Annotated in this window: 23 protein-coding genes and 1 pseudogene; 8 read left to right on the top strand and 16 right to left on the bottom strand. The window is 38.0% G+C overall.

Features of this window, described 5'->3' with window-relative positions:
* Nucleotides 1–4: 4 nt before the first annotated feature.
* Complete coding sequence (locus H8S54_RS14125; RefSeq protein WP_005426514.1) at nucleotides 5–178, top strand: hypothetical protein; 174 nt, start codon at nucleotides 5–7, stop codon at nucleotides 176–178.
* A complete protein-coding gene (locus H8S54_RS14120) occupies nucleotides 165–503 on the top strand; it encodes a type II toxin-antitoxin system RelE/ParE family toxin (RefSeq protein ID WP_019162149.1) in 339 nt (112 codons plus the stop codon). The genes H8S54_RS14125 and H8S54_RS14120 overlap by 14 nt, the downstream gene beginning before the upstream one ends.
* Before the next feature lie 171 nt (nucleotides 504–674).
* Here H8S54_RS14120 and H8S54_RS14115 read toward each other — a convergent pair whose 3' ends face one another.
* Nucleotides 675–1,067 carry an MmcQ/YjbR family DNA-binding protein gene (locus H8S54_RS14115; protein ID WP_186901686.1) on the bottom strand — a complete coding sequence of 131 codons (393 nt, stop codon included), beginning with the start codon at nucleotides 1,065–1,067 and terminating at the stop codon, nucleotides 675–677.
* A 400-nt stretch (nucleotides 1,068–1,467) separates the two neighbouring features.
* On the opposite strand from H8S54_RS14115, the gene H8S54_RS14110 reads away from it, so the two are divergent.
* Both H8S54_RS14110 and H8S54_RS14105 read left to right on the top strand, forming a co-directional pair.
* Nucleotides 1,468–1,809 carry a plasmid mobilization protein gene (locus H8S54_RS14110; protein ID WP_173765497.1) on the top strand — a complete coding sequence of 114 codons (342 nt, stop codon included), beginning with the start codon at nucleotides 1,468–1,470 and terminating at the stop codon, nucleotides 1,807–1,809.
* Nucleotides 1,758–3,137, top strand: a complete 1,380-nt coding sequence (locus H8S54_RS14105; RefSeq protein ID WP_186901685.1) for a relaxase/mobilization nuclease domain-containing protein — start codon at nucleotides 1,758–1,760, stop codon at nucleotides 3,135–3,137. Before H8S54_RS14110 ends, H8S54_RS14105 begins: the two co-directional genes overlap by 52 nt.
* Nucleotides 3,138–3,160: 23 nt before the next feature.
* On the opposite strand, the gene H8S54_RS14100 is transcribed toward H8S54_RS14105, so the two are convergent.
* Nucleotides 3,161–3,574, bottom strand: coding sequence for a winged helix-turn-helix domain-containing protein (locus H8S54_RS14100; RefSeq protein WP_005426519.1), 414 nt, complete (start codon nucleotides 3,572–3,574; stop codon nucleotides 3,161–3,163).
* A gap of 118 nt (nucleotides 3,575–3,692) precedes the next feature.
* Between H8S54_RS14100 and H8S54_RS14095 the strand changes: the two genes are divergently transcribed.
* Both H8S54_RS14095 and H8S54_RS14090 read left to right on the top strand, forming a co-directional pair.
* Entirely contained in the window at nucleotides 3,693–4,067 is a 375-nt protein-coding gene (locus H8S54_RS14095; protein WP_186901733.1) for a BlaI/MecI/CopY family transcriptional regulator, read from the top strand.
* Between the two features lie 10 nt (nucleotides 4,068–4,077).
* Nucleotides 4,078–5,874, top strand: a complete 1,797-nt coding sequence (locus H8S54_RS14090) for a BlaR1 family beta-lactam sensor/signal transducer (RefSeq protein WP_021650354.1) — start codon at nucleotides 4,078–4,080, stop codon at nucleotides 5,872–5,874.
* Nucleotides 5,875–5,901: 27 nt separating this feature from the next.
* On the opposite strand, the gene H8S54_RS14085 is transcribed toward H8S54_RS14090, so the two are convergent.
* From H8S54_RS14085 to H8S54_RS14065, 5 genes are all read right to left on the bottom strand, one after another.
* A complete protein-coding gene (locus H8S54_RS14085; RefSeq protein ID WP_117628249.1) occupies nucleotides 5,902–7,149 on the bottom strand; it encodes a DUF6070 family protein in 1,248 nt (415 codons plus the stop codon).
* Nucleotides 7,136–8,293 carry a DUF6070 family protein gene (locus H8S54_RS14080; RefSeq protein ID WP_186901684.1) on the bottom strand — a complete coding sequence of 386 codons (1,158 nt, stop codon included), beginning with the start codon at nucleotides 8,291–8,293 and terminating at the stop codon, nucleotides 7,136–7,138. Before H8S54_RS14080 ends, H8S54_RS14085 begins: the two co-directional genes overlap by 14 nt.
* Nucleotides 8,294–8,333: 40 nt before the next feature.
* A complete protein-coding gene (locus H8S54_RS14075) occupies nucleotides 8,334–10,433 on the bottom strand; it encodes a penicillin-binding transpeptidase domain-containing protein (RefSeq protein WP_186901683.1) in 2,100 nt (699 codons plus the stop codon).
* A gap of 727 nt (nucleotides 10,434–11,160) precedes the next feature.
* A complete protein-coding gene (locus H8S54_RS14070; protein ID WP_118511767.1) occupies nucleotides 11,161–11,406 on the bottom strand; it encodes a transposon-transfer assisting family protein in 246 nt (81 codons plus the stop codon).
* The gene (locus H8S54_RS14065) at nucleotides 11,403–11,708 is read right to left on the bottom strand and encodes a hypothetical protein (protein ID WP_186901682.1); all 306 of its coding nucleotides are present in this window, start codon (nucleotides 11,706–11,708) and stop codon (nucleotides 11,403–11,405) included. Before H8S54_RS14065 ends, H8S54_RS14070 begins: the two co-directional genes overlap by 4 nt.
* Here H8S54_RS14065 and mobC point away from each other — a divergent pair.
* On the top strand, nucleotides 11,708–11,956 hold the full coding sequence (mobC, locus tag H8S54_RS14060) for a plasmid mobilization relaxosome protein MobC (protein ID WP_330422422.1): 249 nt from the start codon (nucleotides 11,708–11,710) through the stop codon (nucleotides 11,954–11,956). The genes H8S54_RS14065 and mobC overlap by 1 nt on opposite strands.
* Nucleotides 11,905–13,284, top strand: a complete 1,380-nt coding sequence (locus tag H8S54_RS14055) for a relaxase/mobilization nuclease domain-containing protein (RefSeq protein WP_186901681.1) — start codon at nucleotides 11,905–11,907, stop codon at nucleotides 13,282–13,284. The genes mobC and H8S54_RS14055 overlap by 52 nt, the downstream gene beginning before the upstream one ends.
* A 23-nt stretch (nucleotides 13,285–13,307) precedes the next feature.
* Here the strand turns inward: H8S54_RS14055 and H8S54_RS14050 are convergent, their stop codons facing one another.
* The 9 genes and pseudogenes from H8S54_RS14050 to H8S54_RS14010 form a co-directional block, all read right to left on the bottom strand.
* A complete protein-coding gene (locus H8S54_RS14050; RefSeq protein ID WP_005426528.1) occupies nucleotides 13,308–13,694 on the bottom strand; it encodes a winged helix-turn-helix domain-containing protein in 387 nt (128 codons plus the stop codon).
* Nucleotides 13,695–13,771: 77 nt separating this feature from the next.
* Nucleotides 13,772–15,001: an ABC transporter permease subunit gene (locus H8S54_RS14045; RefSeq protein WP_044926005.1), complete on the bottom strand. Its 1,230-nt coding sequence runs from the start codon at nucleotides 14,999–15,001 to the stop codon at nucleotides 13,772–13,774.
* Complete coding sequence (locus H8S54_RS14040; RefSeq protein ID WP_117592910.1) at nucleotides 14,988–15,875, bottom strand: ABC transporter ATP-binding protein; 888 nt, start codon at nucleotides 15,873–15,875, stop codon at nucleotides 14,988–14,990. The genes H8S54_RS14045 and H8S54_RS14040 overlap by 14 nt, the downstream gene beginning before the upstream one ends.
* Nucleotides 15,876–15,944: 69 nt before the next feature.
* Nucleotides 15,945–16,709, bottom strand: coding sequence for a hypothetical protein (locus H8S54_RS14035; RefSeq protein WP_005426531.1), 765 nt, complete (start codon nucleotides 16,707–16,709; stop codon nucleotides 15,945–15,947).
* Nucleotides 16,706–17,218 (bottom strand): RNA polymerase sigma factor, encoded by a 513-nt coding sequence (locus tag H8S54_RS14030; RefSeq protein WP_021650349.1) that lies wholly within the window; start codon nucleotides 17,216–17,218, stop codon nucleotides 16,706–16,708. The genes H8S54_RS14035 and H8S54_RS14030 overlap by 4 nt, the downstream gene beginning before the upstream one ends.
* A 277-nt stretch (nucleotides 17,219–17,495) precedes the next feature.
* A complete protein-coding gene (locus tag H8S54_RS14025) occupies nucleotides 17,496–17,747 on the bottom strand; it encodes a transposon-transfer assisting family protein (RefSeq protein ID WP_117739739.1) in 252 nt (83 codons plus the stop codon).
* Complete coding sequence (locus tag H8S54_RS14020) at nucleotides 17,744–22,561, bottom strand: DUF3849 domain-containing protein (protein WP_186901680.1); 4,818 nt, start codon at nucleotides 22,559–22,561, stop codon at nucleotides 17,744–17,746. Before H8S54_RS14020 ends, H8S54_RS14025 begins: the two co-directional genes overlap by 4 nt.
* A gap of 54 nt (nucleotides 22,562–22,615) precedes the next feature.
* Nucleotides 22,616–23,704: pseudogene (locus tag H8S54_RS14015) on the bottom strand (DNA methylase); the annotation flags it as partial.
* On the bottom strand, nucleotides 23,668–25,554 hold the full coding sequence (locus H8S54_RS14010) for a recombinase family protein (protein ID WP_186901679.1): 1,887 nt from the start codon (nucleotides 25,552–25,554) through the stop codon (nucleotides 23,668–23,670). The gene H8S54_RS14010 and the pseudogene H8S54_RS14015, both read right to left, overlap by 37 nt.
* Nucleotides 25,555–25,567 lie beyond the last annotated feature (13 nt).

The following is a 25,567-nucleotide window of genomic DNA, read 5'->3' as shown; positions in this document are numbered from 1 at the left end:
TTTCATGGAATTAACAAAAAAAGTCCCTACAACCGATAAAAACCAGGAAAACAATCATCTTCTCCGCATGTTAGACCGGGGAATTGATGATATGGAAGCTGGTCGTGAATTGCCGCTGGAAGATGCTTTTCGCAAAATCACAGAATTAAGGGATGCACGAAGAAATGCAAGAATATAAAATTATTTTAACCTGGGAAGCAATTTACGATGTCACAGACATTGCAGATTATATTGAAGAAGAATTCGGCCAGCAACGTGCTGACCGTTTTCAATCTGATCTGAAAGAACAAATGCAGAATTTAGGCCAGTTCAGTACTGCCTTTCCCCGAACTCAAATTCTGTACAGAGGATATTCCATACATAAAAGATCTTTTCCGCCATCTATTATTTTTTATATTATAATGGAAGAAACAAAAGAGATTCATATTCTCCGAGTGTTGCGCCATGAACGAGATTGGGAAAATATCCTGTTGCAAAGATCAACTTATACATATCCAGAATGAATACCTGGGAGCCGATCAGAGATTTTTCTGAAAGGCTTCCTTTTTAATTACTTCCCACTGTCAAGTCAAGCGGATATTCGCAATCCGCTTCGCTACTTGCTCATAACCGAATGCTGCTTCGCAGCTTATCAGGAGTGGCTAGCACCACTCCTGATACAAGCAAGTCCCAAACTACTGCTTATTGTTTTGCGAAATTGAAGCAGGGGACTTGCTTGATTCGGTTAAATCATAACTCATATCCAGGAAATCCAGCGTCTTGGCTTCACTGACAGATTCATCCAGAAGAATCGTAATCCAGTGCCGCTTATTCATATGATACCCCGGTAAAAATCCATACGTTTGAATTAACATCCCAACCAGATCAGGGGCACATTTTACATCCAGGATATTAATTTTTCCATCTTCTTCTAATCCCAGTGTTTTCTTTTCCACTGCCATAATTATAGCATACCATTTTCCATTTTTATGTCGAAGCACCGCAGAATCAGGATCTTTTTTCCATAAATATTCCGGTTCCGTTCCATATTGCTCTTTCACATATTGAAAAATTTCCTCACGTTTCAAATTTATCCCTCACTTACGATTTCTTGCTCTGATTATACGCTATCAGGATTATATTCTCAACCACTTCTCACAACTCCATTTATGTTTTATAGCTTTTGCATAGCCTGCTTTGCAGGCTACACCCCAAAAGAAGCAAGCACTGCCAGTGTCATGACAACTGGCTCATTTTGTCAAATTCCCTTTCCGGTTCATTCTACCAAAATGTATCAGGGAGTATCCCTGGCCCTCTCATATTTTATAATTTCTTAATTTGACGCTTTCACCCAGTCCTGTTAAAATAACTTACAGATACATCTGTCCAAACCAACAAAAAACCAAGTACCATAACTGTCATAGCCGAACTGGTTAGACAGTTTTTTTGTACTCTTTTTTATAGAAAAAAACGAATTGGAGGATTTCAATGAGCAAACGTACCAGAATTCATCCCGTACAATTTTATTTGAATGATGACGAACAATACATTTTAGAAGAGAAATATCGTCTTTCCAGAATGAAAAGCAAATCTGCCTTTCTACGGAAAATGATCTTATATGGATTTGTATATGAAGTAGACTACTCTCATATCCGAAAAATGAATACCCTGCTGGGCAATATCAGCAGCAATTTGAATCAGATCACCCATCGTATAAACAGTACCAATACAATTTACCAAAAGGATCTGGACGATATAAAGGAGTTAATAGAAAAAATATGGCAGTTACAAAAATCCATGGTATCAAAACAACCGTTGATAAAGCAATAGAATACATCTGTAATCCAGATAAAACAGACCAGAATCTATATATTTCTTCCTTTGCCTGCTCTCCCGAAACAGCCGCTCTTGATTTTAAATACACTTTGGATCATACACATGATTGCAGAGATCCGCACAATACAAATAAGGCATTTCATCTGATTCAGGCATTTTCCCCTGATGAAGTTTCCTATGAGGAAGCCCATCAAATAGGCAAAGAACTTGCGGATCGCTTACTGGATGGAAAATACTCCTATGTCCTGACAACACATATTGATAAAGGTCATGTACATAACCATTTAATTTTCTGTTCTGCAGATAATATCACTTTTTCTCATTATCATGACTGTAAAAAGAATTACTGGAAAATACGAAATCTCAGCGACACTTTATGCCAGGAACATAACCTGTCCACAATTATGCCAGATGGTAAAAAAGGAATGAAATACAATGAATGGGCTGCAAATAAATCTGAATCCAGTAAAAAAGCGCAGCTGCGAAAAGATATCAACCAGACAATCCGAATCGTTTCCACTTACTCAGAATTTCTTGCATTTATGGAAGCTAAAGGATATGAAATAAAAAACGCAGAATTTGGCGAAAACAGCAGAAAATACATTACCTTTCGTTCTCCCGATATGTCCCGTCCAGTGCGTGGAAGTGCTAAATCTTTAGGAAAAAATTTTACTAAGGAACGTATCAAAGAACGTATTGAGAATAAACTCCAGAGAACTGCCATTTCTTCTGTTCGCAAGAAGTTAATAGACACCAACGCTCCCAATATAACAGGAAACATCGGCCTTCAGAAATGGGCAAATAAGGAAAATTTAAAGATTGTTTCTACTACATATAGCCAGATGCTTACACATAATCTACATAATTTTTCAGAACTTGAAAGCCGCATAACCTTGTTACATATGCAACAAAAAGAGGTAAATACCACTGTCGTCTCTCTTGAATCACAGATCCGACATCTTCGAGAACTGCTAAAATACGCTGAACAATATCAGAAAAATAAAATTTATAACGACCATTATAAAAGCTCAAAAGATCCGGATCGTTATTTCCGTAAATATGAATCTCAAATTATCCTTTTCGCTGGTGCCGAGCATATTTTACAGGAAAATGGTATAGACCTGAAACAGCTCAATACCAATAAGTTACAGGCTCAAATTTCAGAGCTTATTTCCAGAAAGAAGTCAATAAATACTCAATATGTTTCCTTTCGGAAAGAAATGAAAGAGTTGGAATTGATACATCAAAACTTGTCCAAGTATCTAAAACCGGATGATCCTGAAATAGAAAAATCTTCCCATAATAAACTTCCTTCTTTGTAAAACCATAATAATAGGCAGCGATTTCACTCGCTGCCTAAATTCCCGTTAAACCGATATCCTACACCTCGTACTGTTTGTATATATAATGGTTGTCCAGGATCATCTTCTATTTTTTCTCTGATATTGCAGATATGTCGCATAACCACATTATAATCACCGGAATAAGGTTCATTCCATACCAGATCATAAACCATTTCTTTTCCAAATATTCTACCTGGACTTTTCGCTAAAAGAAGTAAAATATCATATTCATATTTTGAAAGATGAACATCACTATCATTCTTTTTAACAATTCGTTCCTGTAGATATATTTTTAATTCTCCAAACCTTATAATTTCCGGTATGAATTGGTTTTTATGTTCCCAGCTAGTCAATATGTTTTCACTTATGCTTCCATTAGCATCTGTGATTCTCTCAATAATTTCTATCTTTTTCACCTTTATTGCCTCTACATTATTAATTTTATATTCTATATATCATCTGCCATTTGACTTTTTTCTTCTACAAGTAATATAATATATTTATTACATATGTAGGATTTAGCAGGAGGATTTTATTATGTCACTACCCCAAATTTCAGAAGCCGAATTTGAAGTTATGAAAATTGTATGGAAATATGCTCCCATCAATACAAATGAAATTACAGAAAAACTTACTCTAACTACCAGCTGGAGTCCAAAAACAATTCAAACTCTTATCAAGAGACTTGTTTCCAAAAAAGCTCTTTCCTACGAAAAACAAAGCCGGGTATTTGTCTATACTCCATTAGTCCAAGAAGATGAATATATACGCCAGGAAAGCAATTCTTTTTTAAAGCAATATTATAATGGAAATCTTTCTTCTATGCTGGCTTCTTACCTTGAAGACGATAAGCTCTCTTCAACAGAAATTGATAACTTACGCCATTTATTATCAAAACATCAGAAATAGGAGGTTTTGAATGAGCAACTGGATCATCCACTTTTTAATCAGTAATATCTTCATATGTATTTTTACACTTGTAATAATCGGAACAAAAAAACTTCTGAAAAAATATTTATCTGCGGCTACACAGTACCATCTCTGTTTTCTTTTATTTTTACTACTTGCCGTGCCATTTTTTCCTGTACAGATTCATGGCTCACAACTTTTTTCATGGTTACATTTTTTTCAAACTGACTCAGGACTTAACTCTGGTACCGACACGCTATCCGAACTTACCAGTAATACACAAAATATTTTGTTAAACCAGGTGAATGATTTTTCAGTTTCCATCAGTAGTCAATTTTCTGGAGGCTTGAATACCATACTCTTTCTAATATGGATAACGGGTGTTATGATTATGTCAGTCCTCACCCTTCATTCATTAAACTATGTACGTTCCATAAAAAGATCTGCTCTCCCGCTTCAAAATCAGCAGGTAAAAACTATTTATTACAATTGTTTAAAGGAACTTAAAATCTCTCACCCAGTATCAGTCTACAGTACTGCATTTTTAAAATCACCAGTTTTAATCGGAATAATACATCCCAGAATTTACATTCCCATCCATTTAATTTCCGAACTGAATCCTGATGATATGCGTTTTATGCTGCTACACGAATTACAGCATTACCGTCACAAAGATACATTTATTGGCTTCCTCATGGTCATAAGTAATATACTCTACTGGTTTAACCCTTTTGTTTGGTACACTTTAAAAGAAATTCTCTGTGACCGTGAAATAGCCTGTGATTCTGCTGTATTGCAGATGATTTCTGCTGATGAATACCAAGCTTATGGAACTACACTGATTAATTTTGCAGAAAAAATATCCTCTTTTTCCTCTCCACTGGCAGTTGGAATGTCCGGAAATTTCAGGCAGATGAAACGACGTATTCTCAACATCGCCGTTTTTAGGAAAGAAACTCTTTATCAAAAAATGAGAGCATTGATAATTTATCTGGTCATTAGTGCTGTTTTTATTGGATGTACACCCATTTTATCCATTGATGCCTCTACTCAAAGCGTATATCATTTTAGTGATACAGACAAAAATATCTCCCTGTTAGATATATCCGAAACATTTGGAACATATGATGGATCATTTGTTTTGTATGACAATAATTTGGATTCCTGGAAAATATACGATCTTGAAGAAGCCACCAAACGTATTCCGCCAGAGTCTACCTACAAAATATACGATGCATTATTAGGGTTGGAATCCGGAATCATCACACCAGAACACTCTTCCATGACATGGAATGGTGATGCCTTTCCTTTTCCATCCTGGGAAGCTGATCAGGATTTAAACTCTGCTATGCAAAATTCCGTTAACTGGTATTTCCAGGCAATTGATTCGCAGCTCGGAATTAACAGAGTCCAGGAATTTTTGAATAAAATAGAATATGGAAACCAGACAACCAGTTCAAATCTGGATTTATACTGGTCCGATTTTTCATTAAAAATCTCGCCTTTAGAGCAAGTAACATTATTGAAAAAATTTAACACAAATGAATTCCATCTAAATTCCCAAAATGTATTTTCTGTTAAAAATGCTATAAAAATTGCCAGTACACCTAATGGTAATTTCTACGGAAAAACTGGAACCGGTCGTGTCAACGGACAGGATATCAACGGCTGGTTTATCGGATATGTAGAAACTTCCGATAACAGCTATTATTTTGCAACCAATATCCAAAGTGATTCTAATGCAACTGGCAAAAAGGCATTTGAAATCACTTCTGATATCTTAAAAAAATTACATATATGGAATTAACAAATATGAAAGGGCTGATAGTTGTTATCAGTTCTTTCTTTTTATTCTATATTGATATTTGGGAACTTCTTTCGTACCATTATTCAGAATTTTATTCCCCATATATTTAAAACTCTTATCATCGTTGAACTTAACAGTCAGCTCACTTGTAATAACGGCATCATTACATATAAATGTATCACATACAGCATCAACAACCAGCACATTGTTTCCCTCTCCGCTATCTCTTATTTCAACGACCTCCGGTAAAGATGTTCCAAAATAAGTAGGGCTATAATTTAAACAACCTAATCGTTCCCAGTCATAAGTTTGATGTTCCGAATCAAATACTGCCCATTTTTTAATTTGCTCCGCTGTTATCGGCAAAAACTCCATTATCAGATTTTCAAACTCTTCTGCCGGAATTCCACTTGAGTTACCTGAAAACTCATATCTCTCCCCGTATTTCATTCGATATAAATATTCATATAAACCATTATAATCTAACCCTTCCATATCAGATCTATCCCAATCAGAACATAAAAGATTATTCCCCTGATATCCAAGCAAATACACACACCTCTTTGAAACTTCCCTGCATTCATCACTTAAAGGTTTAATTCTTATCATAGAACTGCCATCAACCGCTTCTGATACTTCCGGATATTTTGGAACACATAGCGTATAACCAAACCAGCCTTTTTCTGTATATTTCCATTCTTCTATCCTTGTATACGAAACATATACAATAGATGGATTGTCGTTCATACCCCAAACAACTTTCACAGCCAACAAATACATATCTGTCCCATCATAATTGAATTTGAGTCTTTCTATCCCACCATCCCTGTTAATCCTATATAAGACGATATCTCCTGGCAGATCCTGTTCTGCCTTGAAAAGAAATTCTTCCATTTTAGAATAATTAGCCATATTTGAATACGGCGCTGATGTAATAACAGGGACATTTTTTTCCTTTAATACTTCCTGCATTTCTTCCATTACTGTCTCAGAAACTACTACATTCGATGAAGTTCCTTTATCCGCCTTTTGATAAATGGCTTTCATCTGATTCATAACATTCTTACAATCTTCAATAGCTTCTTCTTTCACGACTTCATCTACTGGCAAATCATATCCTCTTTCTTGTACAGCATAATTCGCAGTTTCCTGTGAAATATATTCTAAATCAGCCCCTTTACATTTTGTATTTCCTATGAAAAAGCATCCCAAAATAAATAAAACACTCACCATCTTTTTCAGTTTTCTTTTTGTACTCATATCAATTATCTCCATAACATTCCTCCCACTTTTCGTCTGATAATCTTTCCGTATACCAGGTAACCTCTATTTCTGACCTTGATACATAATTGGATACATATTGAAATCTATCTTTATCTAACAGCCGAATGGTTACGCTATGACAAAACGCCTGATCTAATTCTTTTTGTGGCCATACCGCATTTACTTCCAGTGTTATTGTTCCATCTTGATTTTCTATGTAGGAAACAACTTCCGGATATGGAATATATGGTGTGGGAGCAAAATCATATACGATTCCTCTGGTTCGATACCGATATGTCTGTGTTTCCGTGTGAAATACCGTTCCTGTCTGCAGTATCTCTGCGCTTATATTAAAATATTTTTGAAATATCGCTTCAAATGATTCTTTTGGGATTTCATAAGTCTTTCCTTCCTTAAATTCATCAGTTTTTTCTTCCATTGAAAGTAAACGGTCAAAAACATCATAAAAATTTATTCCATCATAATTTTTTTCACTCCAATTAGAAGTAAACAATTTATTAAGTGTATATCCAAAAGGAAGTATATATTTTCGATTCAGCTCCCTGCATTTTTTATTTAACGGCACTACCCGAAAGGCCCGATATCCAGACGGTCCATCATATCCAGCCGGATGATATTCTTCCATAAAGAAATACCCGTTTTCTGTATATTTCCATGAATTAGCTCTAAACTCATGATAATATGTTTCCTGCCAAGTATCCTCTTTCCATTTAAAAGAGCTTACTTCAACGTCTATTTTCCCCTGTTTGGTTTTCAGATCATACCGAATAAAATGATCTCCTGCTATAACTTGAAATATAGTAGTTTTTCCATTTTTCTCTTTTTCTGCTTTTTTCAAAAAATCATCTACTTTAATACTTTGAACCATATCCAGCTGATTGTAGGAATCAATTACTGCATATCCATATTTTCCAAAATAATCCATACTTTTTTGTATTGTACTCAGCTCATATAGTGCATTTTCTTTCGCAGCATTCTTATATATGCTCTGATAGTCTTCTGCCAGCATTTCACACTCTCTGTAAATTTTTTCTTTCGTATCTTCAATTGTCTTTTTCTGCTCTTTCTTTATGCCACATCCACTACAGACAGCAAGAAAAATAACTCCCCAAAATATTTTCCAAATTTTTTTCATATCATTTTCCTCTTACATTTGTAATATTTAAAGGTAAAAATTATTCATTACCGAGATATTCATCCAGTATCGCCTTATCCTTTTCCACCACATAACCGCTTCCTCCAATATCTTTCACATTCTCTACCATACTGATGAGCAAAATAGGATTCTCTGTATCTCTATCTGTAGTAAAAACTGTAAACCAGCCAATTTCTGTTCCAGATGTATCTTCTTTTGTAGCTTTCAGTTCCGCTGTTCCGGTTTTTCCTGCTAATCTAATGTCTTCCCGGCATGCTCCATAACCAGTTCCTTCCGGGTTATTCACTACACCCTCTAGCCCCTCCATAACCTCCAAAACAATCTGTGGTGAAAAAGCATCTTTTATCCAGATTTCACTGGAAGTGCTTCCATCCGCGTGAAGATATGGCTTTATCATATTTCCATCATTTAGAAAAGCCGTATAAATGCTTGCAAGATGCAAAGGATTTACCAGAATCTGTCCCTGTCCATACCCACTGTCAGCAAGCTGGATTTCTGTTTCTATCTTGTCCGTATTAGAATACTGAGACTCTGACATTTTAATATCAAATGGAAGTTCCTGATTAAATCCTATTTGATTTAGAGATTGCATCAGTTGATCCGCACCGATTTTTAATGCTGCTTTTGCAAAATAAATATTATCTGAATAAATAAGCGCATTTTTCAAGATCACAGGTGCATAATCATGAAGTGTAGTCACTGTATAATCTCCCCACGAAGAATCTTTCTGCCATGCCAGACCCTCATTTCCAAAATCGTCATTTGCAGTAAATGCCCCCACTTTTAATCCAATTGCAGCAATTACAGGTTTAAAAGTTGAGCCTGGACACCATGTCTGGCGAAAGCGGTTGTATAAAGGCCTGTCTTCATTTTCATTTAATGCACTCCACTGGCTATTGTCCATTCCACGTACAAAATCATTATTATCATAAGATGGCGTACTTACCAACGCCAGTACTTCCCCTGTATAAGGATTCAAGGCTACAGAACATCCTCTGTCTTCTTTAAATTGTTCATAAAGAGTACTTTGAAGATCGCCATCAATCGTAGTATGGATATCTTCTCCATCTTTTTTAGGCTCATATGCAATGACACTTTTTTTATTTCCATTTGCATCTACAATACAGATCTCACACCCATCTGTCCCTTTTAGTTCTTTTTCATAAAGCGTTTCCAGTCCCGTCTTTCCAATCACACTGTTTGTACGATACCCTTCCCCTTTATGTTCCTGCAAATCCTCGGCTGTAACCGCCTGTACATACCCTACCAGATGAGAGGCAGCTTCTTTTAGATAATAAGTTCGTACTTTTACATCAGATAACATAATACCTGGAATCTTCAATAATGTGTCCTGCTTTTCTTTTTCTTCCAGAACAGTTTCATCCAGATTCACTGTCAGAAGATCGACCTCTTGTATTTTAGGAATTGTTGCTACTGGTACAAAAGAATCTGCTTTTACCCAATCGGCTTTTAACTTATCCTCAATTTCGTCTGCTCCAATTCCAAGATACTCTGCCAGTTTTTTTATTGTATCTTCCCTGTTCTCCATTCTGCCCGGAACAATTCCTACCGAAGATGCAGTTCCCTCTCCAGCCAGCTGGCGACCATTTCTGTCTAAAATATTTCCTCTTTTTGCCTCTTCTAACGTTACCTGAACTTTATCCGTTGCAGATAACTCTGGAAAAATCAACTGATCCTGCCAGATTAAATGATATCCTGTCCAGTTATGTGAAAATACCGCATTGTTGGTAAATTCTACATTTCCTGCAGCAGTCTGCATATTTGTTGTATAGGAAACTGCCGCATTTCCGTTTTCTTTTCTTTTTGCTGTAATATCGGTTATGGACAGATCAGACATCTCAATGCCTTCATATATTTTAGAATTTCGTTCTATAAATTCTTCCTTACTGTTCATGCTGCTTTTTTTCTGATCCAGCATGGCATACATTTGCTCATATTCCCCTTTTTCGATATATTTCATATATTCCATTAGTCTTTTTTCAGGAACATTACGATTCATTATTGTTACAATACCGATTCCACCACCAATCAATATACCGCTAAATAAAACTATTTTTGTGATAGTCTTCGTGTGTTTTTTTCTTTTCGTTTTTCTCATATAGTTTTATTTCTCCTTTTTTCGTATTTTCTTAAATATTACACTTGTAATATTTAAACGTCAAGTTTTTTCTTAGGTTTATATATGTAAACAAGAGGAAAGATTTGGATAAAAAAAGAAAGGGCATCTCAAAGCCCTCTTTGATAAAGAACTTTACCGACACCCTGAGGTAATGGTTTCTCCGGATGTTTCCCAAACGCTATAATCACTCTCCAGAAGAACCAAAAACGATTTTTAATTTTCTCTCAGAAAAAAAGAACTACTCTAAATCCGCTGATCTTTGAAATAACCCTGCTCGTTTCTTATAATCACAAACATATTCAGGCAACACATTCTTTGCTGGCAGATTATTATAGCGGAAAACGCAACAAATCCCTTTATTAACTTTTGTTCCATATATTTCCTGTACCAATCCTATTGTTTCATCATCTGAACAAAAGCTCTTCGGAATCTCCCTACAATCCCTGATAATAACGCAAATCTGTTTACTATGTCCTCTCTGTCAATATACAAGCCAGCTAATCTCTTTATTATAGTATCTAAATACTTCTTCCCAATTCCACTACTCAAAATTTCTTCAGTCACTGTTTCTGCAGATGTGTTTTTATATCAGCCAGAGTTTCCCTGGCTGAATTCTTCCAATATATACCTGTTAACACTTCTCAATGCTGACACTTTTTCCTTCGCTTCTCATCTTTCACCTGCTATACTGCACTCTGGCTTGAATTCATTCCCCCTCTTCCAGTTCCGATTTATAATCTTCCAAGTCCATAAGAAAAGTCTCATAGCCTTCATCACTCATGCAGAACAGCTTTCTTAGGGTATTGCAGACAAGTCCGATCATATCCGCATCCCCTTTCAGAAATGGAATGATATGATCAATAGCTTCCATTGTGTCATTTCTGTTTCCTTTATCAAACATTGCCGTTACTAAACATTCATCTGTATCAAAGTTCATTGCCAGATCCATCATAATTCTACATCCCCCTTCTTATGTGCTTTGGGTTTTTCTGCTTCTTTATTTTTCTGTTCCTGTGCTTTTGCCCTTGCCTGAAACTCTTTCAACGACTGCAGCACAGATTTTTTCAGTTCCCCTTTTTCGCCCTTTATAGGCTCTTTCTTTTGCGTCTGGTTCGGTTCTACTGATACGGATTCTTTCTTGACTGGTGTTTCTGGAACTTCCTGTTTCACTTCCACAGTCTGTTTTGTTTCCTGCACCTTTTCATGTTTCTCGTTCAGATATTTTTCCATATCGTTGATTGCTTTCTGTACCAATGGACTTTCTTTATAATGTGGAATCATATCAATCAGATGGATTTGTATATGAAGTAGACTACTCTCATATCCGAAAAATGAATACCCTGCTGGGAAATATCAGCAGTAATTTAAATCAGATCACCCGTCGTATAAACAGCACCAATGCAGTTTACCAAAAGGATCTGGACGATATAAAGGAGTTAATGGAAAAAATATGGCAGTTACAAAAATCCATGGTATCAAAACAACCGTTGATAAAGCAATAGAATACATCTGCAATCCAGATAAAACAGACCAGAAACTATATATTTCTTCCTTTTCCTACTCTCCTGAAACAGCAGTTCTTGACTTTAAATACACTTTGGATCACACACATGACTGCCGAGATGCACATAATGCAAATAAGGCATTTCATCTGATTCAGGCATTTTCCCCTGGTGAAGTTTCCTATGAAGAAGCCCATCAAATTGGCAAAGAACTTGCGGATCGCTTACTGGAGGGAAAATACTCCTATGTTCTGACAACACACACTGATAAAGGTCATGTACATAACCATTTAATTTTCTGTTCTGCAGATAACATCACTTTTTCTCATTACCATGACTGTAAAAAGAATTACTGGAAAATACGAAATCTCAGCGACACTTTATGCCAGGAACATAACCTGTCCACAATTATGCCAGATGGTAAAAAAGGAATGAAATACAATGAATGGGCTGCAAATAAATCTGAATCCAGTAAAAAAGCGCAGCTGCGAAAAGATATCAACCAGACAATCCGAATCTTTTCCACTTACTCAGAATTTCTTGCATTTATGGAAGCTAAAGGATATGAAATAAAAAACGCAGAATTTGGGGAAAACAGCAGAAAATACATTACCTTTCGTTCTCCCGATATGTCCCGTCCAGTGCGTGGAAGTGCTAAATCTTTAGGAAAAAATTTTACTAAAGAACGTATCAAAGAACGCATTGAAAATAAACGTCAGAAAGCTATTTTTCCTTCTGTTCATAACAAATTAATAGATACCAATGCTCCCAATATAGCAGGAAACATTGGGCTTCAGAAATGGGCAAATAAGGAAAATTTAAAAATTGTCTCTGCTGAATATAACAAGATGCTCACACATAATCTACATAATTTTTCAGAACTTGAAGACCGCATAGCCTTGTTACATATGCAGCAAAAAGAGGTAAATACCTCTGTTGTTTCTCTCGAGTCTCAGATACGTCATCTTCGAGAAATGCTAAAATATGCCAAACAATATCAGAAAAATAAAATTTACGATGACCATTATAAAAGTTCCAAAGATCCGGATCGTTATTTCCGTAAATATGAATCTCAAATTATTCTTTTCGCTGGTGCTGAACATATTTTACAGGAAAATGGTATAGACCTGAAACATCTTAATTCCAATAAGTTACAAGAGCAAATTGCAGATCTTATTTCCAGAAAGGAATCACTAAATACTCAATACGTTTCTTTTAAGCAAGAAATAAAAGAGTTGGAATTGATACATCAAAACCTGTCCAAATATCTCAAACAGGATGCTCCTAAAATACAAAGATCTTCTCATAACAAACTTCCTTCTTTGTAAAACCATAATAATAGGCAGCGATTTCACTCGCTGCCTAAATTTCCGTTAAACCGATATCCTACACCGCGCACCGTTTGTATATATACCGGATGTCCAGGATCATCTTCTATCTTTTCTCTAATGTTGCAGATATGTCGCATAACAACATTGTAATCACCCGAATAGGGTTCATTCCAGATTATATCATATATTTGTTCTTTACTAAACACTCTTCCAGGACTTCGCATTAATAAATGCAAAATTTCAAACTCTGTAAAAGACAAATCTATTTTTTTCTGCTTTCGGAATAATTCTCTTGTGGCTAATAAAATAACAATATCTCCATAATGTATTTTCAATGGATTTATATTTTTTTCATCACAATATATATTTCGTCCGGTTTTCAAAGCAGCAAGAACAGACTCTATCATTTCTTCTTCACTATCTTTAAACGATAATAATAATATTTTTCCTATGTTTTCACTCCCTCTAACAGATGTTTCTTCATCTAATTATAAACTTCTTTTCTGCGATATATAAAATAAATAACTGGAACAATCAATAATAGCAGAATGGAGTACGATATTATTAAAATAGGAACTGCGCAAAACACTTTTCCTCCGATTTCATACAAGTTAAAAAATTTAACTACCTGATTCATTTGAAGCATTTGATCTGGAAGAAGTCCCAAAATTTTATTTAATAATGGTAGACTTGTTCCTGATAAAAATGATGGAAGAAAAATCAAAATAAAAGGCACGATTACCGCTATTACTGATGAGTTTGTCTTCGCAGAAACCAACATAGTTAGAGATTGCATAAATAAACATCCCAGATATCCACCAAGAACTATCAAAATATATTCCTGAGCATTCGTGATATTATAAATACTCTTCCACCCACTCATACTAGACTGTATGGGACAATTTGCTCCGTCTACACCAAGAATTCCCAAAACAAGCATAGTGTATAACAACATAACCGCCCAGTAAATAGCCGTTATTATGATTGCTCCTGCTTTCACTTTTGCCCATACAGCCTTATTTCTGCCATAATAAGAAGAATAAAAAACTGCATTCGCTTTCAGCTGAAATTCACCTGAAAAAATACCTGCACAAAGGAAACCTAATACCAATGTCAAAATCATAATTATTGAGGGTGAATATTGAAATAAGTTTTTCCATCCCGCTTGATAATCATAATATAAAGGGGTTTTCATTTTTTCATACGCTCTTATTAAATAACTTTTTTCCTTTTCAGAAAACTGATCCTTTCCATCAGTTTCTAACCAATTTTTCAAATTTTTGATACGATTAGAATAAAAATCTACTGCTTCATCAGGAGAAAGAGAATCTGCCAGATAATAATTATAATCGTTAAACTCTCCATAATCACAATTTAGTAAATCCCTTATATCCATGAAACCCTGTCTTTGACTATATGCTATATCATTCTGTCTAAAATCATTCGACTTAGCTTCCGGTGTCTGTGAAATCCTGACATTTTCTTCAATAATTTTTCTAAGCACATCCTCTGTCAGTTCTCCTGACCATTCTTTTTTCAACTCACGAACCTTTAACATAGCCGATATTCCACTTTCCGCATCACCATTACGATTCACATATTTATTATCCCCGATGATAAAAGACAAGACTACTGAAATTACAATAAAAATAAATATCAGCGCAACCTTACTTCCTTTTTTTGAAAAAACTTTTTTTATTTCATAATACGTCATAATCATCACCTGTTTTCTCTCCGAAATAATATAAGAATATGTCCTCCAAAGCCATCGTTTCCTCTTTCGCATTATAGTGTGGAGATTTTTCAGACAAAATGCGTAATTCTATTCCATCCGAAAGTGTTTTCATATTTGAGACTTTAAACTGTTTTTGCCACATTTCAACTTCATTATTTGCAACTACACAACTCCATACTTTTACTGGTACTGACTGAATAATCTCTTCTTGTGTTCCTGAATGGCTAATCTTTCCATCTTTCATCAATAACACCTGGTTGGCAATGTATTCAATATCCGACACAATATGTGTTGATAATAGCACGAGACGATCCTGTGACAATTCACTGATCAGATTTCGAAAACGTATCCTTTCATTCGGATCCAGACCTGCAGTAGGCTCATCGAGGATCAAAATCTTTGGGTTATTTAGCATAGCTTGGGCAATCCCTGCACGGCGTTTCATTCCTCCAGACAATTTTTTCATTTTTCTATTCTGCATTTTAGCCAACCCAACCTGCCGCAGAAGTTCTGTTACACGCTTTCGTGCAATACTTATTCGCATTCCTTTAATTGACGCAATATACATTAAATAATCATGAACCGAAAACTCCGGATAAAATCCAAATTCTTGAGGTAAATAACCAAGAATTCTCCTATATTCGCCATCCAATGCAAAAATATCTTTTCCATCACATAATATGCTTCCCGAAGTAGGTTTAATAAGTGTGCAGAGCATTCTCATCAGCGTTGTTTTTCCAGCACCGTTGACACCAAGAAGCCCATAAACTCCATTACTCATCGTCAGCGTGATATCATCAACTGCTTTAAATCCCTGAAATTCTTTTGTTAATTTTTTCAATTCTAATTCCATAATCAAATTCCTCACATTTCTCTGATTACGACCGTTGTGTGATTTCTCGTAATTGACACCATAATAGTCTTATACACTTGCCCCATTACTCTCGTAATATCTTTCACTGCATTTCCATACTCGCCAAATACTGTAACACAAATATAAAACAGATAATATCATCATTCCACACCATATTGATGTAGATATATGCTCATAAATACTATCTTTGAGAACTACAAGCGTCCAAACAGCGATCCAAATCAGACAGGAAAATAATGTGGAAGATACATAATCATCTCCTTTACTGCAAAGTAATCGAAAACATATGCAGCATGTCACATTCATTGGCAAAATAAATTGTATTAAGATATCCATAAATGCAATCTGTAACACAAAAGTGCTGGTTATCAAAAACACACTCAATAGGCAAACATCTACCATGCCGAAGAGTAGCATTCGTGCGGCATATATATTCTTTATGGAAAAAAATGTTGCACCTTCTACTTCCATAGCCCCATTGCTTCTATTTTTCCAGAGTTCCGGAAGTATCAATATTACAAAACTCGGTGCCAAAATCCCCATGCAGCGCCTTGTATAAATACTACTGTCTGATAAGAACATTGTCATCCAAAGGATTAGTAATACTGCCCCTTGAGCAAACCACCAGTGCTTCTGTATATACGAAGCTTGCTGATATAAAAATTCTAACCATGACATATTTCTTTCGATTTCTCCATCCCAATATGCTTCTTTCGATTTTATAATGGTCTGTTGTAATTTTTTCTCATCTATATTTCTATCCTTCTGATTTTTTGCATACGCATGCAATTTTTCATCAACTGTCATCATCATTTCTTATCCCCCAGATAAACACTCAACAATTCTTTTGCTTTTCCTATCCTATATTTTACAAGAGGAAGTCCTATGCCAATAATATCTGCTACTTCTTTTAATTTCAAATCCTGAAAATAATGTAGAATAACTACTTCCTGCAAATCTTCTGGAAGTTTTTTTATTGATTCTTCTATATCTATTTTATTCTCAATTACAGCAATTGGATTTTCCCCCTTATCTGGTAACGCTTCCATCACAATATCTCTTTTTTTCTTATAACTATCCCGACATAAATTTCGAGCAATCACATACAAATAATTAGCAGTCTTTCCCAAATGATGATACGATCTAAATGATCGAAAAAAGTGTTCAAATGTTGCTTGAGTAATATCTTCTGCATCACAGTCTGTGTATGTATGTAATCGACAATAATTCCGTATAGTTGAATAGTATTTTTTTACGAATACCTCTATAGCTTCTTCATCACCATTTTTCATTTTGTGAATCAAAAGAAAATCTGCATCCACTTCTTTCCTCCTTTTTCTACTGAAAGCACTTTCTATTATATATAACGAATAAATTGTACAAAAAGATAGTCAAAAATATTTTTCTTACTTTTTATTATATCATTAATTACACTGCTCTTTTACATACTCGCTTTATTTTACTATGATGCATTGTGAAATTTAAAAGTCAATAATAAAATTTATCATATTAATAATATGTGCCAGTTTCTCAATCGGATTGGCTACTTTCTCCAATTTAAATAAATTCTATCTAACACTAATTCACACAAAATATTCTCTATTTTTTATAATTATCTTCCAAATCCACTTTATAATCTTCCAGATCCATAAGAAAAATCTCATAGCCTTCATCACTCATGCAGAACAGCTTTCTTATGGTATTGCAGACCAGCCCGATCATATCCGCATCCCCTTTCAGAAATGGAATGATATTGTCGATAGCTTCCATCGTATCATTTCGGTTGCCTTTATCAAACATTGCGGTCACTAAGCATTCATCTGTATCAAAGTTCATTGCCAGATTCATCATAATTCTACATTCCCCTTCTTATGTGCTTTGGATTTTTCAGTTGCCATTTCTTTCTGCTCCTGTGCTTTTGCTCTTGCCTGGAACTCTTTTAACGACTGCAGCACGGATTTTTTCAGTTCCCCTTTTCCACCCTTTGCAGGCTCTTTGTTTTGTTCCCGGTTCGATTCTACTGATACGGATTCTTTCTTGAATGGTGTTTCTGAAACTTCCTGTTTCACTTCCACAGTCTGTTCTGTTTCCTGCACTTTTCCATGTTTCTCATTCAGATACTTTTCCATGTCATTGATTGCTTTCTGTACTAATGGACTCTCCTTATAATGTGGAATCATATCAATCAGATCTCTGTCTATCCTGTCTCCACTCATGAGTCCGTATTCCCCGGAATAATCCTCATCCCCGTCCTGCAGATCAAAACCAATCCCTTTGATTCCATGCAGGCGTTCTGCCGGAATACTTTCATAGATTTTGATTGCTTCTTCCAGAGTAAGATTATTATGGTACTCACCCATGACCGGGAACTCCATGCACTCTGCTACATAGAAACTAATCGTAGCTTCTGGCTGTTCCTGTTCTGATTGTCTGGTAAAGATAGAAAAGGTTTCTGCATTTTCTAAACGGGAGAGCAGTGACCGGGCAGTTATCACATCACTGTCTATATCAGATTCTTCCGATACTTCAACCAACCAGTCCTTTAAACACCCTGTTTTCTTATTCAGAATGTCCTCTGTGATTTTCTTCACCTGTTCTTCCCTGTTCTCAACGATATCTTTATATTCGTAAGTGTCATATTCATAGCTGAAATTATCTAAATCCACCGCCAGCTTTTCGATTTCCTTCTGATCAAGATAGGCTTCTGACTCTTTCATATATTCTGCCAGAGTGATTCTTTCTTCTGCGATAGGATTGATGTCCACCTTAATACCTGCCATTGCTATACCATGAGCATTTAATTCATTGAAGAAACTGTCCTCCCGGATATTGCCACGATAAGAAAGCACCACATCAAGGTCAGAATCATCTCTGTAAAGTTCCTCTCTGCTTCTGGAACCATGCACCCTTGCTGCAAGCAGCTCTACTTCATTTTCTAATCCCATATCTTCCAGAATACCCTGTGCGTGATACAAGACACCCCGTTCCACTTCTGCCCTGCTAAGACCATTTAATGCTGCTTCATCTCTTCCAATCTCAGAAGTCGCACGAAGTTCCCCCTCCTGCAATAAATCCTTAGAGTGCTGGATCGTCATTTCTTCAAACTCTTTATAATCCACTTTGACACATTCCAGGTCATCCATTCTTTCACTTTTAAGGATTTCATAAGCAGCTTCCTGAATGGATGCGTCTGGATTATCGTAATCACCACTCTGGATTTCATGCAGATCAGAGTCATAAAAAATAAACGAATATCCTTCTTCTGTTGCCTGTATGGTCAGATACCCTTTACTCCTGATAAACTGCATTGCGATTCCTTCATAGGTTTGCATTGCTTCTTCCCTGCGAAATCCTTCAAAAATACTTGCTGGGCAGTTTTTTTCTAATTGTATCCGCTGCATCTGTTCTTCCTGAACTTCTTCCACATCTGCCATCAGTTCTTCATAATCCACTACTTTTGCGTCTTCCAATGAGTACCCTTTATCTTCCAAAATATCACTGGCAGCTTCATCTACATAAATTGTCGGATTGTCATAGATTCCTCCATCATCCTCCTGATAATCTTCATTGTAAAATGTATAATCATAGCCATCTTCAGCAGTCTGGATTGTAAAGTATTGTTTTCCAATCTGATATGCAATCTGTACCTCATTCCAGTCCAGCATATTTTCCATTTTATTTACCGCTTCATATATTTCCGGATTCAGCCACCCTCCGATCTGTTCATATGCATGGGTCAGCTGATCTATTCCGTTTTCACATCGGATAAAATCCATGCTTTCCTGCATTGTTTCCGTATTCTGGATACCAAGCACTTTTTCCTGATGATTTGGCAGGCGTAAATATTCCTGCATCGCTTCATCCAGTGATTCATACCGGTTTACTTTTACTACACCCTCTGCATTTACATCTTCCATCACATAAAAATTATCAACGTAATGAATCTCTGGCATTTTCAACTTTATGCCTTCTGGCAGCTGCACCTCACTGACTGCATGGAAATTAAACCGGACATCCGTTCCAGATTCATTTTTTCCTGCCATCGTTTCTTCCCAGGTATCTTTCTGTACTGCCTGTATTTCTTCGATTGTAAGTGTCTGTCCACTCCGCAGGGTTACAACAGAATCTTTCGGGAATTCCGTCAAGTCATAAAGTGTTGTTCCATTTTCCTGCAAATATTCTGATACAGCTTCTAACGCTCCTGCATCAAACCCATTCCATAAATCCTCCGCTACAAGCTGTCCATTTTCTGCTACGATAATCCCTGCCACATCGGAGCCAAATTCATCATGTTCCATTAAGAAGAACTTCTCCCCCGCATATTCCTTTTCATCAACCGTATGCCATGTCCCGTTATGTCCTTCTGCTTCATATCCTCTTGTCTCTGCCGTGATTGTCACTTCGTTTTCTCCTATCGCCTGTTCTATCCTCTGCATCCGGATCTCAGCTCTTGCCATGTCGATAAACCCATCTAAAACTGCCGGGTGGCTTTCGATCACATAATCCAGGTTCAGATTTCTACCCCGGCTGACATTTTCCGGGACTTCGATATGCTCCGCCCAGTCTTTGTTCTGTCTGGAAAATCTTCCATCATGGGAAAGTTCACGGATGGTATTTGCCATAACAAAATTCATACGTTCTTCCCCGAAGCGTTCCACGACTTCTTTTGCCGCATCCTGCTTTAAGTGCAGCCCGTCAAAATTCTCCCGGATGGCTTCTTCGATTGCTTTCTTACAGTCCAGGTTTAACTTTCTGGAATCCAGATAAGCATCCACATCCCGTTCTCCCATTGCCTGTTCCAATGTTCCTTTATAAACTGGCGGATATGCCCTGACGGAATTATGTTCCAGTATGTTCATTCTCTGCTGGACAAACTCCGGAAGTTTCTGAAATCCAAAAGAATCTACATAATAGGCTGTGATCTCTGCACCCCTGTTTATCACGATCACATCACTTACCGATAAGGAATGACCACGGAAATCTTCCGGTCGGTCAATGTTAAAGCGTTCAAATATATTGTCTAACGTGATCGTTGGCATCCACGGTGCTGCATAAACCATTCGGTAATCCTTTCCGTCAATGGTATAGCCCAGACTCTTTGCGGATTCTATTCCCATAAACTGATAAGTATGCTCATCTCCACTATCCATCTGATAAATAGCAAACCTTCTGCTTTCTCCATGCAGAAGAAGTGTCTCATCAATCTTTTCTGCACTGTCCTGTTCCAGTTTTTCCTGTCTGGCGGCAGCTGCTTCTCTTTCTTTATGTACTTCCCATTCTGCTTCCGTGATACCAAAAATACCGTCATGTCCCAGGATTGCATTTTCTGTTTCTGCAAGAATCTGTCCTGCCTGCTCTGGATTGTCTGGATTTCCATGTAAGAGAAAAACTTCCGCACCCTCACGATACAATTCTACTGCCCTGTTTTTTTCAAGAGGATACATGTGTTCCAGTCGGATTCCTGCTTCGTGCATTTCTGTAAAACCGATCATGCCATCTGGGAAATTGTCAATCTGTGCCTGTGTTTCATTCATAAGGCTTCTCGTATATTCACTTCCCGGTCTGCGGATTGCAGTCATCATACGGTTCACCAGTCCAAGCACTTCGTCTTTGTCGTCCATCTTATATGCAAAATTCACAATAAGATTTCTCTGACTATCCGTAAAATTTCCCCTACTTGCATCCTCTGCCGCTTCGATCAGCCGGTGGGCATACTGCATAGCTGTTTCTTCTATATTTTCAAGACTTGCATCTTCGATTGGTCTTTCCATTTCCAGCTCGTGTATCTGTGTTTCGATATTCCCAATGACTTCCGCAGACGTTTTCCGGATAGTATCCATAGATGCTCGAAGTGCTTTCATATCCTTGCTCTCACACCAGCTGGCGATATAGGTAAACGAATATTCTGAAGTATCCAGACCAAAATGGTTGCAGACAATATAAGCAATACTTTCTGCTTCCACTTCCTTTGTTGTCTGGTCTTTTAAGACTCCTTCCGCATCCATTACCTCCCGGTCATGCAGCAATGCGTGGCTCACCTCATGGACTCCGGTTTTCATGGTCTGGAGATTGCTCATATCTTCCTGAATTGCGATATACTTTTCTGTCTGATGGTAATACCCCTTTGCTTCCCCTTCTATCTGCATCATGCGGATTGGCACAGGGGAAATGTTCTGCAATGCTTCCATGAACGTGTCATAAAACTGTACGCTCCCGGTAAGTTCCGGTACTTCCAGTTCTGCAATCGGCTCTCCCTCTGTCTGGCTGACATCAAATACTGTTGTCACACGAAACCTTGGAATGACCATCTCCACAATCTCTGTTTCCGGCTGACCATCATCCCCGATCACTGGCTCTTTTGTTACAGGGTCAATCTTTTCAATCTCCTGTTTCTCACGGATGGGTGCCGGTGCGATGATCTGGATTCCTTTTTCCCCTCTCTTTACATGGCGGTTAAACTTCTTCTGCCACGCCTGATACCCTGCCACCAGAGTAGCCTCCGGTTTCTGCATGGTAATCAGAAGGGTGTTATTAAAACTGTAATTATGAAACTTGGACATGGTATTCAGATATTCTGTATATCTCTCCGAAGTAAAGATTTCTTTTACTCCCTGCTCCAGCCGTTCCGATATTTCTTTTAACTGTTTTTCTATATTATTTGCCATAAACAAACCCTCCATTTTATGTCCCCGCCAGAGAAAACTCTGACGGGAAATCTTTTATAACTCCTGTTCGTGTTTTTTCTTTGCAGTTTTCTGTACAGGTGGCTGTTCCGCCGTATTCTGCTGTGCCTTCTCCTGCTTTAAGCGTTCCAGAATAGATGGCTTATGGATTCTGTCTGCTGTTTCCGGAAGTTCTTTTTCTTCTACAGCATCCCTGCTATCTGTGCTGCTTCCTTCTCTGCCAATATCCTCATCTGCCATAATCGTCTCATTGCCCTTTTCATCCAGGTTCAGCAACGCATTTAACTCGGATAACCGTTCCATCTTTTCATTCAGCTCTGCTTCTTTCGGGAATGGTTTCTTTACCTCTTCCTGTGCAGTCGCAAGCTGCTGTTGTACGGTTTCCAGTTTCTGTTCGCTTTCCGTCAGCTTCCTGTCAATGGAAGAAAGGGTGTTATGGATACGCTGCATATTTCCTACCGGGTCTTTTCCGATCTCCAGTTTATAAGAGCATTTTCCTTTGACCGTCAGCTCAAACGCATTGGAGAACATATTGTAGGAAGCAGATAACGTAAACCCATGATATTCCCCGACCTTTCCGCCGGTGCTAACGGTTTTTAGTCCTGCACAGGCAGCAATCAATGCCTCGCCTGCTTCTTTCTTATCTTCATAAAGGACATTTCCTACTGTCATGGCAAATGTGTCATTATCCTGTAAATCCACGCTTTTTACTACCTGCGAATCCACCTGCATCCCGGCAATCCGCTCTTTCAATGCACTGATCTGTACCGGGAAATTCTTTGCAATATCGGATTCCAGACGGTAAATCTGACTGGTATGGTTTGCCTTTAAGAGTTTCAGCTTACTTACCTGCACATCCAGATCCATTTTTTCCTTAATATACGGATTGCCTGTAGCAAGTGCCTTGATCTCTGCATAGGACAGTGCCGTATCATCCACATCTTCACAAGCCCTGACCGGGGATTTACTGGTCATGATCTGACTGATGAACTTCTGCTTATTCTCCAAAATCTGCCACATATACGCATCAAAAGTGTTCTCCGTCACATACCGGAATATCTTTACTTTGTCATTCTGGTTTCCCTGTCTTAAAATACGTCCCTCCTGCTGTTCCAGATCAGTCGGTCATTTTTTGCGGACAGTTCAATACATGCCTGTCTGTTTCGCTCCCTGCTCCTGCGTTTGCTCTCGTTTGATTTCTCCCTCTGTATCTTCTTGGCACAAGCAGGACAATACTTCGATATGCCAGAGCGGGGAACATATTCAACACCGCACACCGTACAATTCTTAGGCTTTAACGCAGTCCACCGCTTTGTCGGTGTGATATGTAATTCACCGACAAAGCCGATGAATTTATAATAAATCTTGATTTCCTGCCGCACCATTCCGTCTGTAAGTTTCTCACGTTCCGAAACAAGTATCTTGTCTATAAGTGCGTTTATGATGGTTGCGTCCAGTTCCTTAATGCCTTGATAGTTGCGGATTAGGGAGAGGAAATCACGGACACCCTGCGTCTTCTCATAGCTGTCGCTGAGCGTTTCCGTTACCTCTTTCAGCCTTGCTTCAATTTCAAGCTGTTCTTTCTGGTATTTTCCCGACATCATCTCAAAATTCCGCTCGGTAATACGCTCCATCACCTTATCTTCATAGAGTGAGGAAAACAGCCTGTCCAGTTCTGCAAGGCGTTTGTTCAGTTTTCTTTGCTCCTTTTCCAGTGCCTTTGCCTTGCTCTGGTCTGTTTCCGTGAGCCGCTTTTCAATCGCCCTCACTGCCTTTTCATCATTGACTGCCATATCCGCAAATCGGTTGATGTCGGTGAGGACAGCGTTGAACAAGTCCCTCGCTTCAATGCTGTGTGCGGTACACATGATATTACCGTATCTGCCATAATTATTGCAGGAATATTGTACGCAGTCGATGATGTCGGGGCGTTTCCTCCTGTTGGCACTCATAGCCCGCATCGCATAGCCGCAGTCCGCACACTTAATAACGCCTGCAAAGATGTTCTCAAAGCCGCCCTTGTTTTCTGGTAATCTGCGGCTTGTAATAAGCTGCTGTACGGTATCAAATTCCTCCTGCGTGACTATCCCCTCATGGGTGTCTGGTATCACTTCCCATTCTTCGGGCAGCTTAGAGGGGCGTTTCTTGCTTTTCATGTTGGCGGCAATCCGCTTGTAGCCTGCAAGGTTTCCCGCATATATCGGGCTTCTTAAAATGCCCCTTACGCTGTTCTCGCTCCAAATATAACGGTTCTCCTCATTCTCCTCAAAATACCTCTCATAGCCTGTTGCCCCCTGCTCCGCCGCATAAGCGGCGGGGCGTAAGATATGCTGTTTGTTGATGTGCTTGCGGATTTTGGCGATTCCGTTGCCCGCTAACGCAAGGTCAAATATTTCCCTTACCACATGGGCAACTTTGTCATCTATCAGCAGATGGTTGTGGTCGGCGGGGTCTTTGACGTAACCGTATGGTGCTGTCGTCCCCATGAATTTCCCCTGCTGAAACCTCGCTCGGTACGCCGATTTTATCTTGACCGACACATCGGCGGAATACATTTCGTTTAGGATGTTGCGGAAAGGCGTGATGTCCATAGCGGATTTATTGAGCGTGTCCACGCCGTCATTGACCGCTATATACCTCACATTATGCTCTGGGAAAAACACTTCCAGATACGGTCCGCAATCAAGATAGTTCCTCCCCAGACGAGATAAATCTTTCGTGATAACGCAGTTTATCAGACCGCTTTCAATGTCCTTAATCATGTTCTGGAAACTTGGTCTTTGGAAATTTGTACCAGAGTAACCGTCGTCCACATACGTTTTTGCTAAGTGCCATCCCTGCTTTTTCACATAATCCGTGAGGATGGATTTCTGTGTCGCAATGCTCGCACTCTCGTTATCCGTGCCATCGTCTTTTGACAAGCGGCAGTACATGCCGACTTCATAAATCTTGTTCTCCATTCTTATTCCTGCCATACTGTAAAACCTC

This window comes from Blautia segnis, assembly GCF_014287535.1.
In the GTDB taxonomy this organism is placed as follows: Bacteria; Bacillota; Clostridia; order Lachnospirales; family Lachnospiraceae; genus Blautia_A; species Blautia_A acetigignens.
This window is presented reverse-complemented; position numbering and strand designations above follow the sequence as displayed.